Genomic DNA, 15657 nt, shown 5'->3' on the forward strand with positions numbered 1-15657 from the left:
GCTCAGCGTCCGAGCACGGCGTGGGGGGTCAGCGAGGCGTCGATGTCCGCGGCGGAGGGACGTCCCGCGTAGGCGCCGCGGTAGGCGGCGGCCGGATGGGTGTCCGCCACTTTGGTCTGGCCGGGACCGGCGACGTACTCGCGCAGCGTGCTGCCCTGGTAGTCATCCCAGACCCGGCCGCGCTTGCGCAGCTCGGGCACCACCAGGTCGATGAACTGCTCATACGAGCCCGGGGTGATCGCGTAGGCCAGGTTGATTCCGTCCAGTCCGGCGACATCCACCCACCGCTCGATCTCATCGGCCACGGTCTCCGGTGAGCCGACCAGCACCGGGCCGATCCCCCCGATGCCGAGGTACCGGGCGATGGAGTCGGGCGTCCATGACCGGGAGGGGTCCGCCGTGGTGAAGATCGACAGCGCCGAGCGAGCAGCGTTGGTGTCCAGGTACGCGAGTTCCTCGTCGCTGGCGTACTGGGAGAGATCCAGGCCGGACCAGCCCCCGTAGAAGGCCAGGGCGCCCTCGCGACTGGAATACGACTGGTACTCAGTGAAGAGTTTCTCGGCCGCGGCGTCCGAGTCGGCGACAACGGCAGTCACCAGTGCATAGAACCGGGCGGCGTTCCGGGGCCGCCCGGCCTCTTCGAAGGCATCGCGGGTGGCGTCGGTCGCCTTGCGCGTGATCTCCGGGGCGATGGAGTTCAAGAAGATTCCCTCCGCGTGCCGGGCCCCGAAAGCACGGCCCCGGGGCGAGGCCCCGGCCTGGAAGATCGCCGGCGTCCGCTGGATCGAGGGTTCGGACAGATGAATGCCCGGCACGGTGTAGTGCTCCCCGCGGTGGTCGATGGGATGGACGAGAGCCGGGTCGGTGAAGACGCCGCGCTCGGCATCGCGCACCACCGCCCCGTCCTCCCAGCTTCCTTCCCACAGCTTGTAGACCACCTCCATGAACTCCTCGGCGAGATCATACCGGGTGTCATGGTCGAGCTGGCGGCTCAGCCCCAGGTTCCGGGCAGCGGACTCCAGGTAGCTCGTCACCACGTTCCAACCGATCCGCCCGCGCGTCAGGTGGTCCAGAGAGGAGAACCGGCGGGCCAGCAGGTACGGCTGTTCGTAGGTCAGGGCGCTGGTGACGGCAAACCCGAGGTTCTTCGTCACCGCGGCCATCGCGCTGATCTGCAGGAAGGGGTCATTCAGCGGAACCTGGTCGCCGTCGGCCAAGGCCGGGGCGGACGAGTTGCGGTAGACGTCGTAGATGCCCAACACGTCGGCCAGGAAGACGGCGTCGAAAGTCCCTCGCTCCAGCAACCGGGCCAGATCGGTCCAGTACTCCAAGGTGTTGTAGTCCGCGGCCCGGTTCTCCGGATGCCGCCACAGCCCCGGGCTCTGGTGAGTTGGAGTGGTCATCGTGAACGCGTTGAGACTGATGCGGGACATCAGCGGCTCCCTTCGGTGGTCGGGGCTACGGGCTGGGACGTTTTCGGGCTCTGGGTCCGTGGTGGAGGGCGCCGGAACAGTGCATTAAGAGCGCTCGGTGACCCCGCGCGTCGGGTGAGGAGGACGCCCAGCACGAGGATGGCCAGCAACACCACACCTCGGCCGAGGCCCTGCCAGAAGAAGGACAGGCCGATGAGGTTCATGCCGTTGCTCAGCAGCGCAAACAGGAGCACGCCGACCAGGGTCCCGGGAACGGTCGCCCGGCCGAACTTGCTCAAGGTGGCGCCGATGAACACGGCACCGATGGCGTCCATGAGGTATGACTGACCACTGCCGGGGACGAAGCTGGTGGTGCGCGAGGCTAGGACAACACCGGCGAACGCGGCAACAAGGGAGCAGAGGATGTACGCGGAGGCCCCCAACCGGCGGACGCGCAAACCGCCAATGGCGGCGGCAGTGGGTTGCTCGCCGGCCATCGTGACGGCTCGTCCCCAGCGAGTGGCACTCAGCAGCAGGCCGGTGCCCAGAGCCACCAACACCAAGATGAGGATGGTGCCGTCAATGGTGTCGAGGAACCAGCCATGGCCCAGCAGGGCAAAACCTTCCGGGACCGGCCTCGAGGAGAGGTAGGTCGGGGCCCCTCCACCGGTGAGAAGTTGCTGGACGCTGGTCCCGATGAACCAGACGCTGAGGGTGGCCAGGAACGGCGGAATCCGCAGCAGAAAGATGAGCGCGGCGTTGATGGCGCCGACGAGCAGGCCGAACAGCAGACCGGCCACGATCGCCACCCAGGCACGGTACCCGTCGTAGATCAGAGCTGCTGCGGCCAAGGCGGACAGGTCTAAGGCCACGCCAATGGACAGATCGATGCCGCCGGCACGAACCGCGATGGTCAGACCGGTCGCGACCAGACCCAGGATCGACAGCTGGGCGAGCACGCCGAGCAGGTTCCCCGCGGTGAGGAACACCGGCGACATGGTCCCAAAGACGAACAGGACGGCGGCCAGAGCCACGGGGGTAATGAGGCGGGGTGCGAGGGCACCGGCCCGGCGCGCCGCCGTCGTCCTAGGGGTGCCGGCGGCTGTGCCAGTGCCGGGCGGCAGGTTGGCCGGTGTGGTCGGGGCGGGGGTGGAGCGTTCCTGGGTGAGGTTCATCGGGCGTTCCTTCCACGGAGGGCGACGACGGCAAGCACCAGCAGGATCAGCGCACCCTTGGCGGCGCCGGTCCACTGGCTGGTCACGCCGAGCAGTGTCAGTCCGTTGCTCAACCCGGCCACGAACACTGCGGCCACAACGGTGCCGGGCACGTTGACCACCAGGCGGCGGGAGAAGACGGCGGACATGTAGGCCACGAGAATGATGTCCAGCAGCACTTGGGCCCCGATGCCGGGAACGGCCGCGGAGAGCCGCGAGGCCAGCAGGATGCCGGCGGCCCCGCCGAGAACGGAGCTGATGACGTAGCTGCCGAACCGGTAGCGGTTCGGGTTCAGTCCCGCGACCGCGGCGGCCGTGGCATTGTTGCCGACCGCGTAGCTGTTGATCCCGAAGGGTGTTCGACCCAGCGCCCACCAAGCGAGGGCACCGATGGCGACGAGCACGAGCACGGCGGCGGGAAGGCCGGCGATGGAGCCCTCGCGAAGCCAACGGAACAGCTCCCCGTCAAGGGCGGTCTTGATGTTGCCGCTGATCACGAGCTCCAGAGAGGTCGCGATGCCCATGGTGGCGAGGGTCGCCAGCAGCGGCCGCAGACCGAGGACGACGGCGGCTCCGTTGGTGACGCCGATCGCTGCGGCCGCGGCGAGGGACACGAGGATAGCCGTTCCAGCCGGCAAACCGGCCGTCGTGGCGACAGCGGCGATCGTGCCGGCCAACCCGCAGACCGCACCGACGGACAAGTCGATACCGCCGGTGAGGACATCGTCGCCACCGGTGGCGATGACGGTGCTCAGGCCGATTCCGGCGACCGCGAAGACGGTGGCCTGGGTCAGCACCGCGCCGATGTTGCCGGGGGTGGCGAAGTGGGGGGAGGCCACGGCGAAGAAGCCGAGGACGAGGACCACGGCGGCGTAACCGGCCCAGGCGAGCACACTCTTCCGGGTCGCATTCCGGGGAACAGCCACGGGTGCTGTCGGTGTGGCGGTCGTGCTCATGCGGGTTCCTTCACGGATTCGGCGCCGGAGGCGATGGTGAGGACTCGGTCGGTGGTCACACCGTGGCCGGATAGGTCGGCGACGACGCGTCCCCGGTGCAGGACCAAAATCCGGTCGGCGATGCCGACCAGCTCTTCGAGGTCGACAGTCACCACCAGCACGGCGGCGCCGTCGTCGACCAAGCCGTTGAGGTGGGCGTAGATCTGGGCGCGACTGCCGACGTCGACGCCGGAGGTGGGCTGGTCGAGGATGAAGACGGACGCTTCGGTGGCCAGCCACTTTCCCAGGACGACCTTTTGCTGGTTGCCACCGGAGAGGCTTCCGCCGACGGCGTCGCCGTCCGCGGGGCGAACATCCAGCCGGTCGATCAGGCGTCCCGACAGGGCCCGCTCCCGGGCCTTGGAGAGAAAGCCGCCGAAGCGACTGATTTTTCGAAGGCTCGCGGCCGTGAGGTTCTCGGCCACGGTGTGCCGGATGAGCAGGCCGTCACGACGCCGGTTTGAGGGCACGTAGGCGCCACCGGCCGCCACGAAGCCCGCACTGTCCCGGACGGCGTGGCCGTTGACCCGGACGCTGCCGCTGGCGCGGATAATGCCGGTGATCGCGTCGGCCACCACGTCCACGCCGGAACCGACGAGCCCGGTGATGGCGACGACCTCACCGGGGCGGATCTGCAGGTCAAGCCCCTCGAGGGCACCGGGGACCGCGAGGGCCTCAATCTCCAGCGCTGGCTCGGCGGTAATCGGGGTGCGGGGCGTGCGGGCGTGGTCGAACTCGGTGACGGTCCGTCCGACCATCAGCTCGACAACGTCCTGGAGGGTGCCGCCGGCCCCGAGGTGGATGTCCCCGGCATTGCGGCCGTTGCGCAACACCGTGATCCGGTCCGTGATGTCCTGCAGTTCCTGCAGGTAGTGGGAGACATAGATGATGCCCACGCCTTGGCCCCGGAGTCGGCGGAGCGTGCCGAACAACTGCTCGACTTCACCAGAGGCCAGTGGCGCGGTCGGCTCGTCGAGGATCAGGACGCGCGGTTCGGCGAGCACGGCCCGGGTAATCTGGATGAGCTGCTGCTGGGCGACGGTGAGTTCGTCGGTGAGCAAGCCAGCGTCCAGTGACTGGCCGGTGCACCGTTTGATGTCCTCGGCGGCACGGCGCTCGAGTCCGCCGCGATCCAGCCAGCCAGTGCGTGGCAGATGGCCCAGGTAGAGGTTCTCGGCGACGGTGAGTCGACCGGCGAGGTGCCGTTCCTGGTGAATGACATGGATGCCCAAAGACTGGGCGTCGGCCGGTCGGTTGATCTGCACGGCGCCGCCGTCAAGTTCTATGGTTCCGCCGTCGGCGGTGTACAGGCCGGTGAGGATCTTGATCAGCGTGGACTTGCCGGCCCCGTTCTCACCGACCAGGCCCAGGACTTCCCCGCGGCGCACGGTGAGGTCGACGTCGTCCAGAGCACGAGCGGAGCCGAAGGACTTGGCAATGCCGCTCAGGCAGAGCAGCACGGGCTCAGATACCGAGGTCACTACGCACCTGCCCGACGTTCTCCTTGGTGATGAAGATCGGGTCGACATAGCTCGTGGTGCTGACTTCGTCCTCCCGGCCATCCAGGAAGAGCGCCACGTTGCTGACCGAGGACGCGGCGATCTCGTCTGTGGGCTGGGCGACCGTGAGCTCGTACGAGCTCTCCGGATCGGCGATCAGATCCAAAGCGCCGGGCTCGGCATCCACCCCGTAGAGTCCGATCCCCTCCCGACCGGCCCCGTCCACGGCTTGGGCGGCACCGATCAGAGGCATGTCCCAGCAACTCCAGATGGCGTCGACTTCCCCGTCGGGAATGCGGCGCAACTGGTCGTCGATCTGACGTCGGGCGTCCTCGATGGTGCCCTCGTACTTGTCCTGCAGCTCGGGTTCGATGATCTCGATCCCGGGATAGTCCTCGAGCACCAGTTGCAGGCTGTTGTAGCGGATCCGGCACGGGGCGACACCGGGGAACCCGTTGAAGGCCAAGATCTTGCCTTCCCCGCCGGTGTCCTCGGCGAGGGTCCGGGCAAGCGTGGTGCCGACGTTCCAGTTATCGCTGGTGACGTTGTTGACGCTGTACTCGGTCTGGAAGTCCACCGTGAACAGCGGGATCCCGGCCTCGTCCACCTTCTTCAAGGCAGGGGTAAGCGTCTGAGCATCGCCGAGAACCACGATGATCGCGTCCGGACGCTGAGCGATGAGGTTTTCAACGTCCGTGACGTGCTTACTATCCTGCGCCTCAGCCTGGGTGGCGATCACCGTGCCACCGCGGGCCTCAACATCGTCCTGCAACTGCTCATAGATCACACGGCTGTAGTCATGGAGGATGTCCTTCGCCGCGATCCCGACAGTCTTGCCCTCAAGTGAGGGCCCCTCTGCAACGATCGCCTCCGCGGCACCACCAGAGGAGGCAGCTGCGGCAGGCACTGCCCCAGACTGTCCCACGGGTTCCTTGAGCGAGCAGCCGGTTAAGGCCGCCGATCCCGCAAGCACGACGGTCAGCATCCTTATGCGAAACGACCGGGATGCATGTCTTGTCGTCGTCATCGTGTACTTCCTCCGGGTTTGGTACGGAAAATTACGCACACACCGCCGAACCCCTCCGGGCTGGACGGCTCGTGTGGAACTTCATCGGTCCTGGCTGGAGCACTCGCCGCGACGACAGTCACGGCCTTGCTGCGGCGTCGACGAGCCAGGTCTCTCAGCCGCTCTGGATGGTGCGCTCCGATAAAACCAGCCTCCCGGCGCAGGAACAGAATCACCCGTCAAACAGATGCCATGCGACGCCACGGGAGGACGCATTCGGCACACACCGGCCAATTTCGATGTGTGACGCCCGCCCTGGCGTCACACAGCGTCATACGTGCCGCACAGACCACTCCACGGCAAGCCGAGACTCCAAGGCCTGTCGAAAGGGAACACCATCGTCTTCTCCCCAGGGAAAGGGACAATTGGCGCAGTAGCGTGATGGACTCGGAGTGAGCGAGGTTGATGTGGAGAGTACTTCGCACCCACCGCGGACCGCGGTCAAGTGCTCATGCAATCCGAGGTCAAAACCCGATCTCTCACCTCGCGGTTAGACGCTAACCGGCCGCGTCCTACCAAGACAGCAGCCAGAAATCGGCCACACAGCCTCCAACATGGGGAAGTCATTCACACTGGCGGATTCGCATCCACCGCGAATACGGCAGTTTCTACCTTGACGTAATCAGGCTTCTCGGTCTTGGGGTCATTCGAGGCGGTGTCCATGCCGGTGACCATTCGACACTTCTGTCCACCGCACATCATGTGGTCACCAATACTGGGGCACGGGTATACCTACCTTGACACCCATAAGACGGGGAAATTGCCCACGCCTGTCGATGGACGGAATTCGAGGTCCCTGAGGTCAAGACGGTGCAGTGTCCTGGCCTCCGTTGGCATCACAACAGTCCCGCTTACTGTGACTATGAAGACCCGGCGACGGCGTTCTTCTGGAGCCACGTGGCGAGACCGGAAGGGACTGGCGCCGGCGCTGCGGTGGACGTCGGCTCGTGAGAGGTCACCCGGAGGCTCGTCCAGGGAGAAGCCCGGGCTTACTCGCCGCGTGGGAACTGCGCGGCGCCGGCGAAAATTGTGGGCTCGCGGATCACTCCCTGAGGAGATGGGTGTCTACGGAGGGTATGGTCTCGGACGTCGTGAGTTGGGCAGCGGAACCCTGGAGTTCCGAACAGGGACTCGTTTGAAGGCTCTACGCCATCATCCGCTCTGTGCGGATTGATGGTGACGGACCGACTACCGTGGAGCGGGTGAGCACGAACCAGCCAGCCGCCGAGAACGCCCGCCCCGCAGACCACGAAGGCGGACCGGGGGACGACTCCGGACTCGACCACGGGACAGGCCATGGCGCCCAAGTCTCCTCCATGTTCGACGGCATCGCCGATCGCTACGACCTGATGAACCTCGTCATGACGTGGGGCCAGGAGCCGCGCTTTGTCCGCCGGACCGTGGAGCGTGCCGAGCTGCCGGACGCCCCGGTGGTCCTGGACCTGGCCACGGGCACGGGGGACATCGCCCTTGAGGTGCTGCGGCGGCATTACGGTGCCACCATCACCGGCGCCGACTTCGCCCCGGAGATGATGGAGGTCGGCAAGCGCCGCCCCGGCGGCGAGCAGATCGAGTGGGTCGAGGCCGACGCCATGGACCTGCCCTTCGCCGAGGGCGCCTTCGACGCCGTGACCCACGGTTACCTGCTGCGCAATGTGGCGGACATCCCCGCCACCCTGGCCGAGCAATTCCGGGTGCTCAAGCCCGGCGGGCGCATGGTCGCCCTGGAGACCTCCCCGGCCCCGGACAACCTCATCAAGCCGTTCTCCACGGCCTACATCAAGTACGTGGTGCCGCAGATCTCCAAGCTGATCACCCAGGACCCCGACGCCTACGAATACCTCTCCGCCACGTCCCGCGGCTTCAAGACCCCGGCCCAGATCCAGGGCCTGCTGGAGGACGCCGGATTCACCGACGTCGGCCATGAGACGCACCTGTTCGGCACCCTGGCGATCCACTGGGCCACCAAGCCCCGCTGATCCGCCCCGCCCTCGTCGCGGCACCGGTTCCCCATCACGGCATCAGTTGATGTCGACTTCTCCGGCGAGTCTCGACCAGTAGCGCTCTCGTAATCAAGGGTGTCGAACTCTCGTGATGAGAGCCGGTCACGGACCGTTCACCTTCCCCGCCGGCAGATCTACGCTGGAGTGAAGGCCGGTGCCCCGGCATCGGCTCGCTCTGGGAGGCACGCCATGCATGAGAACGAGAACGAGAAGGTCCATCCCGTGGTCCGGGACAACACCGGGCTGTCCCTCGGATACCGCCTGCTCTGGCGGATCCGCTATGCGGCCAACGACGTCTACGGCCCGGCGAGCCGACAGGCCGGCCTGAACCCCCGCGAGGGGCTCCGGGCGGAACGTGCGCAACGGGTGGCGGCGGCCTACCGTGCCCACGGCGAGGAGCCGCCCCCCGCCGTCAAGCGTGCGGCGGGCGAAGCCGGTGCGCCCGCGTCCGAGAAGTCGGAGTTCTTGAGCCACCACGGACAGCCCCCGAAGCCGTTCCAGGAGGGCTACCGCTACATCATGGTGGACCAGGACGGGAACCCCGTGGACCCGGAGCAGACCGTGCAGACGGTCGAGCGGACTCCCCAGCCCGAGGACCCGCCCGCGTCCGAGGATCCCCGGCCCCGGACCGACGACTGACCGGCGCCCCACCCGGCCCGTGCGGCCAGATCGCGGCGCTACGCCGCCCCCGGGTGGACGCGCTCCATCAGCATCGTCATCAGCCGCTGCAGTTCGCGCAGCTCGGTCTCGTCCATCCGCAACCGCCGCATCATCTGGACGGGAACCTGTTCGGCCTGCCGTCGCAGGGTCCGCCCCGGCTCGGTGAGGGAGAGCGCCAGGCCGCGGCCGTCGTCGGGATCCCGGTCCCGGCGGAGGTAGCCCAGCGCCTCCAGGCGCCGCGTCATCGGGGAGAGGGTGGCCGTCTCCATGTGCAGCCGCTCGGCCAGGGCCTTCAGGGACAGCGGGGCGTGCTGCCACAGCGCGAGCATCACCAGGTACTGCGGGTGCGTGAGCCGCAGCGGCTCGAGCACGGGCCGGTAGGCGGCGATCACCCCCCGGGAGGCCACGGACAGCGCGAAGCAGATCTGGCTCTCGAGGGCCAGGGGGTCGGTGGCGGGGGTCGGCTCGGGCATGCCTCTAGGATGCCTGATGTGCCCGGCAGGCGGGCGCGCGGTGCCCGGCCTCCCCGTGGCTGCGGTGGAGGGAGGCGGCATGGTGGCGGATCCGCAGGGGGCGGACAGGCCCCAAGCACGACGTCGGCGCGGCAGGACCGCTGTCCTGCTCGCCTGCGCGGTGCTCGCCGGCGGCCTGGCGGTGCTGCCCCACCCGGCCATCACCGTCCCGTGGGTCGTCGTGCCGTTGCAGTCCCTGGTCCCGGTGTTGTGCCTAGTGGCTGTGGCTTTGGCCATGGTGATGGCCGTGGCGCGCCAGCGATGGGCCGCCCTGGTCCTGGTTGCCGGTGCGGTGGCGGGACTGGTGCCGGCGCTGGTGCCGATGGCCCCGCCCGCGGCGTCCGTGGCCCCGGATGATGCCGCCGGCGCTGGTGCGAGTGGTGGCGCGGGCAGCCCCCAGGCGCCCGCTGAGCTGACCCTGCTGAGCCTGAACGCCGAGTACGCCGGCGTCGATCCCGCCGCCCTGGCCTCGGTCATACGCGAGAACGGGGTGGACGTCCTCGTCCTGGTGGAGGCGGACGAGAAGCTGCTCGATGGTCTGCAGGCCCGTGGCGCCCTGGACGGGCTGCCGCACCGCACGGCGGCGATCCCAGAGGAGCCGCAGGGTGGGAAGGCCGGCGGAGCCGTGATCCTGTCCGCCCATCCGCTGCGCTCCGAGGGCGTGCTGCCGCGGTTCGCCGGGTACCGCCATTTCGACCAGCCGGTGGCGGTGGTGCAGGATCCGGGGCTGGGGGCCGTGCGCGTGGTGGGCATCCACCCGGTGCCGCCGATCGGGCCGGACTTCGTGCCCTCCTGGGATCAGACCCTGCGGGGCCTGGCCGGTTGGCAGGCGGAGCGGTCGGATCTGCCCCTGGTGCTGGCCGGGGACTTCAACGCCAGCGGGGCCCATCCGCAGTTCCGGACCCTGGCCGAGGGGTTCATCCCGGCGGCCGCAGCGGCCGGGCCCTGGCCGGGGGCGACGTGGCCGGTGGGCTCCTGGGTGCCGCCGTTCACGCAGATCGACCACGTGTTGCTGCGGGGGCTCGTGCCGCAGGACTACCGGCGGCTGACGTTGCCCGGGACGGACCACCGCGGCATCCTCACCACGGTGACGGCGGGCGGGATCTGAGGGATGTCTGAGGGGTGCTGAGGGGGCGCTTGGCCGGTCCTCAGTCCATGGCCGGCGCGTTGGCCCGGAACAGCTCGGTCATCGCCTCCGCCACCTGCGCGGCCCGCTGCTCACCGAGGACATCGATGAAGACCTCGTGGTTGGTGCGTGCGGCCATCGCAGTCAGCCGGCCGGCGACCTCGAGCCCCTCGGGGGTGAACTCGAGGAAGGTCACCCGCCGGTCGTCCGAGCAGGCGGCCCGCGTGACATACCCGCGTTTGGTGAGCTTATCCGCGAGCTTGGTGAACCCGCCGGTGGAGAACGAGGCCGCCTGCGCCAGTTTGGCCATCGGTGCGCGGTGCCCGGGCTGGCGGTGCAGGTTCAGCAGGACCTGCGTCTCGGCCGCAGTCAAGGAGAACTCCCGGTCGATCGCGTCGTGGAGCCGGCGGTTGGTCACCTCGAAGCCGTTGATGACCCGGCCCCAGAGCTCCACGGCCCGATGGTCGGTAGTGTGCTTCTCGTCGGCCCGCATGCTGCGGATGGAATCCATGACCTGGTCCTCCTCGTCATTCCTTCCTTCATAATACCTTCCCAGGAAACAGAATGGCAGTGCAGCACCACCCCGAACGACGACCACCCGATTCTCCGGAGGGAAACACCATGAGCAAGAAGGTCCTCATCACCGCAGGCGCCGGCGGCATCGGCTTCGCCACCGCCACCGCATTCGCCGCCGAAGGCCACCGCGTGCACATCGCGGACATCAACGCCGAGGCCGTGGCCGCCGCCGTCGCCTCCCACGAGAACATCACCGGCTCCGTCACCGACGTCTCCCAGGCCGACTCCGTCCAGGCGCTCTTCGACGACCTCCAGAAGGAGCTCGGCGGCCTGGACGTGCTGATCAACATGGCCGGCATCGGCGGTCCGACGGTGCCGGCCGAGGGCCTCGACCCTGAGGCCTGGAACGCCATCCTGGGCATCAACCTGACGGGCACCTTCATGGTGACCCAGCGGGCGATCCCGCTGCTCAAGCAGTCCGAGGCCGGCACCATCGTGACCATGTCCTCCCTGGCCGGCCGCTTCGGCTACGAGAACCGGATCGGCTACTCCACCACCAAGTGGGGCCTGGTCGGCTTCGCCAAGACCCTGTCCCTGGAGCTGGGCCAGTACGGCATCACCTCCAACACCATCCACCCCGGTGCCGTCGCCGGCCCCCGCATGGACAGCGTCCTGGCCGGCCGCGCGGAGGCCAACGGCACCTCGCTGGAGGCGGAGCAGGCCAACGCCCTGCAGAACCAGTCCGTGAAGGAGTTCATCGACGCGGCGGACATCGCCGCGCTGATCATCTTCCTCGCCGGCCCGCACGGCCGCACCATCACCGGCCAGCAGCTGCCGATCGACGGGGACTCCAAGGCCGCCTCCTGAGCGGAGCGGGCAGGACATGAGAGAACTGGGAGGGGCGCGGTGACCCCGGAGACGGCCTCGCCGGTTCCGCGGGTCACCGCCTTCGCCACCGCCGTCCTGGTCTTCGGGGCGGTCAACGCCCCCACCGTGCTCTACGCCGCCTGGCGTGCGGAATTCGGGTTCTCGGCCACGGTCCAGACCCTCGTCTACGCCATGTACGTGGGCGGGCTGATCCCCGGACTGCTGCTCACGGGCCGGTGGTTGCGGCGGCACAGCCCCCGGACGCTGATGGTGCTGGCGGCGGCCGCCTCGGTGGTGGCCGCCCTGGCGCTCGCCCTGGCGGGCGGGGCCGGGATGCTGCTGGCCGCCCGGTTCATCCAGGGCCTGGCGCTCGGGGTGGTGATGTCCGCCTCCAGCGCCGCCCTCTACGGTGCGGCCCCGCCGCGGGCCCGGTCCTTCACCGCGCTGCTGGTCACCCTGACCGCGCTGGTCGGGGCCTGCCTCGGTCCCGTGCTCGCGGGGGCGCTGGCGGACCTCTCCGCCGGAACCACCCTGCCGATGCTGGTGGCGGGCGCCTGCGTGGCCGCCGTGATGCTCCTGCTGCTCGTGCACGGGCGCTCCCCGGCCCCACCGGCGACGCCGGCCCCCACCGGTCCGTCCACCGGCCCCCTGGTCCTGGGGGAGGCAGGGGCCTCGGCGGTGGTTCCGGCCGAGTCCCCGGCGGCGGAACCGACGCGGGAGACAGCGCCGGCTTCCGCCCCGATGCTCGCGCCGCGGTCCCACCTGATGATCAGCCTCACCGCCGGCACCAGCTGGGCCATGGTGGGGCTCTACCAGTCGGTGGGACCCGGCCTCATCGGCACCGCCCTCGGCGTGGAGAGCCTGACGGTGCTGGGCGGGATCGTGGCCGCGGTGCTGGCGGTGGCCGGCATCGTCCAGGTGTCGGCCCGGAACGTGCCCGTCCAGCGGGGCCGCCGGCTGGGCCTGTCGGCCCTGCTCGTCGGGATCGGCGGCTTTGCCGCCATGCTGGCCACGGGGCAGGTGTGGTGGGCGCTCATCGCGGCGGTGGGGGCCGGCGTCGGGCATGGCTTCACGTTCTTCAGTGCCACGCAGGAGATCGGTGAGTTCAACCGCCGCCGCCCGCTCGGGGCGGCCGCCTCCATGAGCCGGTACTTCACGATCGCCTACCTCTGCCTGGCGGCGTTCACGCTGCTGCTCGGGATCGTCGGGGACCTGTGGGCCATGGTGCCGGCCGCCGTGACCCTGCTCGGGATCCTGGCCGCCGGTTGCGTGGCCATGCTGTTCTCCCGCAACGCCACCCCCACCCCCTGATCACGAGAGCGGCAACTGTCGATTTCATCGGCGATTCTCGACGTCAACTGCGGCCGTGATGGGGGTCGGGGTCATCCTGTGGGTGGACCCGCGGCGGGGCAGGATCGGAGCCGGGGCCGACGACGGTACGGGGCGGAGCGGCGAGAGTGGAAGCATGATGAATCGACCCGCAGCCCTGCCCGCACCCCTCCTCGTTGCCCGCGGCCTGAGGAAGTCCTATGGCACCACCCATGCCCTGGACGGCGTGGACTTGACCGTCGAGGCCGGGGAGTCCGTGGCCATCATGGGGCCCTCCGGTTCCGGCAAGACCACCCTGATGCACATCCTCTCCGGAATCCTGACGCCCGACGCCGGCTCGGTCCAGTTCACCGGTACCGGCACCGGGCCCACGGCGAGCGGCACCGAGGTGACCGCCTTGAACGAGGAGGCGCGCGCGAAGCTGCGCCGCGAACGTTTCGGCTTCGTCTTCCAGGACGGACTGCTGCTGCCTGAGCTGACGGCCGTGGAGAACGTCGCCCTGCCGCTGATGCTCTCCGGCGTGCCCCGTCCGGCCGCCGAGTCCCATGCCGCCCAGTGGCTGGCCGGCCTCGGGCTGGACGGGATGCAGACCCGCCGCCTGGGCGAGCTCTCCGGCGGACAGGCCCAGCGCGTGGCCATCGCCCGTGCGCAGGTGGCGGACCCGCACGTCGTCTTCGCCGACGAGCCCACCGGCGCACTGGACTCCGCCACCTCCGCCTCCGTGCTCGCCGCCCTGCTCGACTCCACCGTGGGCCGCGGGCGCACCCTGGTGATGGTCACCCACGACCAGGCCACCGCCGACCGCTGCTCCCGCCTGGTGCGCGTGGCCGACGGCCGGATCGTCGCCGACTCGGCCGCCACCGCCACCGGAGGTGTGCGATGAGGAACGAGACCGTTCGTACTGGCCGCCAGTCCGACCGGTCTGACCATCCCGGCGCGACGCCGGACGGTGACCTGGGCGCGCTCCCCGGCCGGCCGCCGTCGGGCACGGGCCGGGGGCCCACGGCCGGCACCGCCGCGGTGCTGAGGCTGTTCCTGACCAAGCTGTTCGCCGACCGCCAGGTCTGGGGGCTGCCCGTGACCGCGTTCGCAATCGTCGGCACGCTGGCCCTGCTCGTGGCCGGCGGCGCCGCCTCGTTCTGGACGATCTCGGGCGACCTGGCCGGCTTCTACCTGATCCTCTCGGTCTTCGCGCTGATGCTGCTCGTGTTCCCGCTGGCCGGGCTGGCCGGGTCCGCCGCCCGGCTGCTGGCCCGGCGCCGGGACGAGCGCCTCTCCTCCCTGCGCCTGCTGGGCGCGGGGACCCTCACCGTGCGGACCCTGGCCGTGGTCGAGTCCGTGGTGCTGGCCGCCGCGGGGCTGCTGCTCGGCGTCGTGGGGTACCTCGTGTTCATGCCCCTGGTCGGGCTGATCCCGTTCGCGGGGCGGCCCATCGGGCTGGAGGGCATGTGGCTCGGGACCGGCTGGCTGTTCGCCGTGGTCGGGGCCCTGCTGCTGATGGCCGCCGCGAGCTCGATGGCCGGGCTGCGACGGATCGAGATCACCCCCTTGGGCGTGCGCACCCGGCAGCAGGCCGCCACCGTCCACTGGGTCCGCGTGGTGCTGGCCGTGGTGGGACTGGTGCTGGCCCAGGTGCTGCTCAACGCCTTCGGGGCCGGGGAGATGATCGTCGTGCTGATCATGCTGCTCGCGGGCTTCGGTCTGCCGATGCTGGCCCTGCACTTCATCGGCCCCTGGCTGGTGGGCCTCGTGACCCGCCGCACCTGGCGCCGGGCGGAGACCGCCGAGCAACTCGTGGCGGCCCGGAACGTGCTCGAATCGCCGCAGCAGGCCTGGCGGCAGATCGGCGGCCTGGCGGTGACCACCTACATCGGCGTGGTCGGCGGGGCCGGCATGGGCCTGGCGAACACGGTCTCCGCCGAGGGGGCGCGGCCGGAGGACCTGGTGCTCATCGGTGACCTGCAGACCGGGGTGCTCCTGACCATGCTCATCGCCTTCGTGCTGACGGCCTGCTCCGTCGGCATCACCCAGGCGGCCCAGGTGCTGGACCGCGCCCAGATGTACCGGGGGCTGGGCCGGCTCGGCATGACCGAGGCGACCATGGAGGCCATCCGCCGCCGCTCCGTGATGGGGCCGCTGTGGATCGTGCTGGTCTTCACCCTCGTGGCCGCCGTGGTGACGACCCTGCCCGTGATCGGTGCGGCCGTCATCTTCAGCCCAGCGTCCATCGCGTTGGTGGCCGGGGCCCTGGTGCTCGGGGTGCTGCTGGTGCGGCTGGGCGTGGCCGCCTCTCGGCCCACGCTGCGCGGGGTGCTCGCGGAGCGCTGACCCGGGGCCTTCAGGACACAAGCCGTGGGTGGTCAGTGAGCGGTGGGTAGTCAGTTAGCCGTGGGTGGTCAGTTGGAGTGGCGATCAGGGCCGCGACCCCCACCCCAACTGACCACCCACCGTTGGTGTC

14 protein-coding genes are annotated in these 15657 nt (G+C 69.5%); 7 read left to right on the forward strand and 7 right to left on the reverse strand.

From position 1 onward, the window contains the following. Positions 1-2: 2 nt before the first annotated feature. Genes AB0K08_RS00830 through AB0K08_RS00850 form a run of 5 tightly spaced genes read right to left on the reverse strand, consistent with a single transcriptional unit; the run spans position 3 to position 6105 of the window. On the reverse strand, positions 3-1433 hold the full coding sequence (locus AB0K08_RS00830; RefSeq protein WP_363350690.1) for an LLM class flavin-dependent oxidoreductase: 1431 nt from the start codon (positions 1431-1433) through the stop codon (positions 3-5). Then, positions 1433-2587 carry an ABC transporter permease gene (locus AB0K08_RS00835; RefSeq protein WP_363350692.1) on the reverse strand — a complete coding sequence of 385 codons (1155 nt, stop codon included), beginning with the start codon at positions 2585-2587 and terminating at the stop codon, positions 1433-1435. The genes AB0K08_RS00830 and AB0K08_RS00835 overlap by 1 nt, the downstream gene beginning before the upstream one ends. Beyond that, on the reverse strand, positions 2584-3582 hold the full coding sequence (locus tag AB0K08_RS00840) for an ABC transporter permease (RefSeq protein ID WP_363350694.1): 999 nt from the start codon (positions 3580-3582) through the stop codon (positions 2584-2586). Before AB0K08_RS00840 ends, AB0K08_RS00835 begins: the two co-directional genes overlap by 4 nt. Next, entirely contained in the window at positions 3579-5102 is a 1524-nt protein-coding gene (locus AB0K08_RS00845; protein WP_363350696.1) for a sugar ABC transporter ATP-binding protein, read from the reverse strand. The genes AB0K08_RS00840 and AB0K08_RS00845 overlap by 4 nt, the downstream gene beginning before the upstream one ends. Further along, positions 5086-6105, reverse strand: a complete 1020-nt coding sequence (locus AB0K08_RS00850; RefSeq protein WP_363350698.1) for a substrate-binding domain-containing protein — start codon at positions 6103-6105, stop codon at positions 5086-5088. The genes AB0K08_RS00845 and AB0K08_RS00850 overlap by 17 nt, the downstream gene beginning before the upstream one ends. A gap of 1283 nt (positions 6106-7388) precedes the next feature. Here AB0K08_RS00850 and AB0K08_RS00855 point away from each other — a divergent pair. Both AB0K08_RS00855 and AB0K08_RS00860 read left to right on the forward strand, forming a co-directional pair. Next, positions 7389-8165, forward strand: coding sequence for a ubiquinone/menaquinone biosynthesis methyltransferase (locus AB0K08_RS00855; RefSeq protein ID WP_363350700.1), 777 nt, complete (start codon positions 7389-7391; stop codon positions 8163-8165). 213 nt (positions 8166-8378) lie between these two features. Continuing rightward, positions 8379-8828: a hypothetical protein gene (locus AB0K08_RS00860; protein ID WP_363350702.1), complete on the forward strand. Its 450-nt coding sequence runs from the start codon at positions 8379-8381 to the stop codon at positions 8826-8828. Between the two features lie 38 nt (positions 8829-8866). On the opposite strand, the gene AB0K08_RS00865 is transcribed toward AB0K08_RS00860, so the two are convergent. Continuing rightward, positions 8867-9322, reverse strand: a complete 456-nt coding sequence (locus AB0K08_RS00865; protein ID WP_363350704.1) for a MarR family transcriptional regulator — start codon at positions 9320-9322, stop codon at positions 8867-8869. Between the two features lie 40 nt (positions 9323-9362). Here AB0K08_RS00865 and AB0K08_RS00870 point away from each other — a divergent pair, with 40 nt between their 5' ends. Continuing rightward, on the forward strand, positions 9363-10469 hold the full coding sequence (locus tag AB0K08_RS00870; RefSeq protein WP_363350706.1) for an endonuclease/exonuclease/phosphatase family protein: 1107 nt from the start codon (positions 9363-9365) through the stop codon (positions 10467-10469). A gap of 40 nt (positions 10470-10509) precedes the next feature. Here AB0K08_RS00870 and AB0K08_RS00875 read toward each other — a convergent pair whose 3' ends face one another. Then, the gene (locus AB0K08_RS00875) at positions 10510-10998 is read right to left on the reverse strand and encodes a MarR family transcriptional regulator (protein WP_363350708.1); all 489 of its coding nucleotides are present in this window, start codon (positions 10996-10998) and stop codon (positions 10510-10512) included. A 110-nt stretch (positions 10999-11108) separates the two neighbouring features. Here AB0K08_RS00875 and fabG point away from each other — a divergent pair, with 110 nt between their 5' ends. The 4 genes from fabG (at position 11109) to AB0K08_RS00895 (ending at position 15527) form a co-directional block, all read left to right on the forward strand. Then, positions 11109-11870: a 3-oxoacyl-ACP reductase FabG gene (fabG, locus tag AB0K08_RS00880; protein WP_363350710.1), complete on the forward strand. Its 762-nt coding sequence runs from the start codon at positions 11109-11111 to the stop codon at positions 11868-11870. Positions 11871-11909: 39 nt separating this feature from the next. Beyond that, positions 11910-13181, forward strand: coding sequence for an MFS transporter (locus AB0K08_RS00885; protein ID WP_363350712.1), 1272 nt, complete (start codon positions 11910-11912; stop codon positions 13179-13181). Between the two features lie 154 nt (positions 13182-13335). After that, on the forward strand, positions 13336-14082 hold the full coding sequence (locus AB0K08_RS00890; protein WP_363350714.1) for an ABC transporter ATP-binding protein: 747 nt from the start codon (positions 13336-13338) through the stop codon (positions 14080-14082). Next, positions 14079-15527 (forward strand): permease, encoded by a 1449-nt coding sequence (locus AB0K08_RS00895; protein ID WP_363350716.1) that lies wholly within the window; start codon positions 14079-14081, stop codon positions 15525-15527. Before AB0K08_RS00890 ends, AB0K08_RS00895 begins: the two co-directional genes overlap by 4 nt. Positions 15528-15657 lie beyond the last annotated feature (130 nt).

It is taken from the genome of Citricoccus sp. NPDC055426 (genome assembly GCF_040677445.1).
Taxonomy (GTDB): Bacteria; Actinomycetota; Actinomycetes; order Actinomycetales; family Micrococcaceae; genus Citricoccus.

Coding starts and splice junctions, on each gene's coding strand:
- AB0K08_RS00830 (WP_363350690.1), bottom strand. CDS start 1,433: ATGTCCCGCATCAGTCTCAACGCGTTCACGATGACCACTCCAACTCAC.
- AB0K08_RS00835 (WP_363350692.1), bottom strand. CDS start 2,587: ATGAACCTCACCCAGGAACGCTCCACCCCCGCCCCGACCACACCGGCC.
- AB0K08_RS00840 (WP_363350694.1), bottom strand. CDS start 3,582: ATGAGCACGACCGCCACACCGACAGCACCCGTGGCTGTTCCCCGGAAT.
- AB0K08_RS00850 (WP_363350698.1), bottom strand. CDS start 6,105: ATGCTGACCGTCGTGCTTGCGGGATCGGCGGCCTTAACCGGCTGCTCG.
- AB0K08_RS00860 (WP_363350702.1), top strand. CDS start 8,379: ATGCATGAGAACGAGAACGAGAAGGTCCATCCCGTGGTCCGGGACAAC.
- AB0K08_RS00865 (WP_363350704.1), bottom strand. CDS start 9,322: ATGCCCGAGCCGACCCCCGCCACCGACCCCCTGGCCCTCGAGAGCCAG.
- AB0K08_RS00875 (WP_363350708.1), bottom strand. CDS start 10,998: ATGGATTCCATCCGCAGCATGCGGGCCGACGAGAAGCACACTACCGAC.
- fabG (WP_363350710.1), top strand. CDS start 11,109: ATGAGCAAGAAGGTCCTCATCACCGCAGGCGCCGGCGGCATCGGCTTC.
- AB0K08_RS00890 (WP_363350714.1), top strand. CDS start 13,336: ATGATGAATCGACCCGCAGCCCTGCCCGCACCCCTCCTCGTTGCCCGC.
- AB0K08_RS00895 (WP_363350716.1), top strand. CDS start 14,079: ATGAGGAACGAGACCGTTCGTACTGGCCGCCAGTCCGACCGGTCTGAC.